At 71.3% G+C, this 1,769-nt stretch carries 3 protein-coding genes; 2 read left to right on the forward strand and 1 reads right to left on the reverse strand.

Going from position 1 to position 1,769, the window contains the following annotated elements:
* Positions 1 to 192 precede the first annotated feature (192 nt).
* Positions 193 to 483 (reverse strand): hypothetical protein, encoded by a 291-nt coding sequence (locus AB0915_RS39090; RefSeq protein ID WP_366696153.1) that lies wholly within the window; start codon positions 481 to 483, stop codon positions 193 to 195.
* A 206-nt stretch (positions 484 to 689) separates the two neighbouring features.
* On the opposite strand from AB0915_RS39090, the gene AB0915_RS39095 reads away from it, so the two are divergent.
* On the forward strand, positions 690 to 1,385 hold the full coding sequence (locus AB0915_RS39095; RefSeq protein ID WP_366696155.1) for a plasmid pRiA4b ORF-3 family protein: 696 nt from the start codon (positions 690 to 692) through the stop codon (positions 1,383 to 1,385).
* Positions 1,382 to 1,621: a hypothetical protein gene (locus AB0915_RS39100; protein ID WP_366696157.1), complete on the forward strand. Its 240-nt coding sequence runs from the start codon at positions 1,382 to 1,384 to the stop codon at positions 1,619 to 1,621. Before AB0915_RS39095 ends, AB0915_RS39100 begins: the two co-directional genes overlap by 4 nt.
* The last annotated feature ends 148 nt before the right edge of the window (positions 1,622 to 1,769 follow it).

Raw genomic sequence — 1,769 nt, forward strand, 5'->3', positions numbered from 1 at the left:
GCAGCCATTCGAGCTGGCTGCGGACGCCCTTCGTCGACTCTAGCCCGGCCGCTGCCCGGCGCGGAGATGATGGCGCCATCGGATCACCGAGCAGAGGAGCCCGACACCGTCGCCAAGTGACCCCCGCGCACCCTCCCGTCATACCGAAGGGCCCCGAGGAGACTCGGGGCCCTTCGCCGTGTGGAGCTGCGACTACTGGCTGCGGTCCCAGCGGATCGGGTACGACACCGTCGGTGTCGGCCGCGGGGCGGGCTTGTCCCAGCCGGGGAAGTGCACCGGATACACCCCGGTCTGCTGCGGCCGGGGTAACCGCTCGCCCGCCCCGGCACCGCCGGCCGTTCCACCGCCGCTGCTGCCGAAGCCGACGACCGCCAGGGCGATCACGGCGAAGACGGTCAGCTCCCGCCGTGCCCCCGGCGCCCACCGCGAGTGCGCCCTGACCTTCGTGCCGTCCGCGCGTTCGTACTCTCCTACCTGCACCACGACGTGCTTCCCCTCCCCTGGGCAACGCGCCGCACCCGGCGCAACCGACCATGAAAGCAGCCACCACTGACAACGGGCGACGCCTCGATCACGTTCGGGGATCATGGGGCGGGTGGACCGCGGCGCCGTCAGTGCCACGATGGGCGCATGAGCACGGCAGGATGAGACCGTTCCACGTGCGTGGGCGGGCCGATACGGTGGCGCTCGTGGAAACCGTGCACCAGTTGAGAGTGTCGATGCCGGACATCGAGCCGGTGGTGTGGCGGCGAATCCACCTCTACTCGCGGACCCCGCTGTCCGGGCTGCACGCGGTCATGCAGGTCGCCATGGGCTGGGACGACTCCCATCTGTACGAGTTCGGCGCCCAGTGGGAGACGTACGGGCACAACGGTCGCGAGCCCTCCGCGTACACCGTGGCGCAGATGCTGCCCGAAGTCGGCTCCGGTGCTGGGTACGTGTACGACTTCGGCGACCACTGGGTCCACCACCTCACCGTGGAGAAGATCCACCGGCCCGCCCCGAACACCCACTACCCGCGCTGCAGTGCCGACCGCCGCGCCTGCCCGCCCGAGGACTGCGGCGGGCCCCTCGGCTACGAGCGCACCCTGCGGGCGATCCGGGCCTGCAAAGGACCCCGGTACCGCGAGCTGCGTGAATGGGGTCTGCACAAGTACAACCCGGCGTACTTCGACCGCGACGAGGTCAACCGTCAGCTGTCTGACGACCCGAAAGCCTGCCGTTACCAACTGCCCGCCCCGTGGCAGCGCGAGGTCTTCGACCTCTCCAGCTACCGGTACCCCGGCGCTCCCGCCCCGACTGGGCAAGGTGTTGACCACCCCCCGCCGGGCCGGAGGGCGACCCCGCTCCGTCCGAGCCCGCCGCCGAAGCGGTCAACGCGTTGACCATCGAGCCGCCGCCCAGCGTCACCGACGCGGTCGATGCCGTTCTGGACGCCCTCGACAGGGTCGACGAGGCCCGCTCCCGGCTTGGGGCAGTCTTGCGGGCGGAGCAGGCGAAGACCGGGGCCAGCGCCAACGAACTTGCTGAGCGTGTCCGCGGTGCGATGTCCCGCCCCCTGGTTCTCAGAGCGCTCCGACAGAAGGACGGCGCACCGGTCGGCGAGCACCCCAGCGGCTGACCGTCCGGGGCCGGACGGCGTCAGAGCTTCCGCCGGACCAGGGCCGTGACGAGTCCGGGCAGTGCCCGGAGTACCGCCACCACATCGGCCCGGTGCGCGCGGCAGATCGCGACGACGCAGACGACTGTGGCGCAGAGCAGGGCGAGAG

The sequence above is a fragment of the Streptomyces sp. NPDC048411 genome (genome assembly GCF_040704695.1).
Taxonomy (GTDB): domain Bacteria; phylum Actinomycetota; class Actinomycetes; order Streptomycetales; family Streptomycetaceae; genus Streptomyces.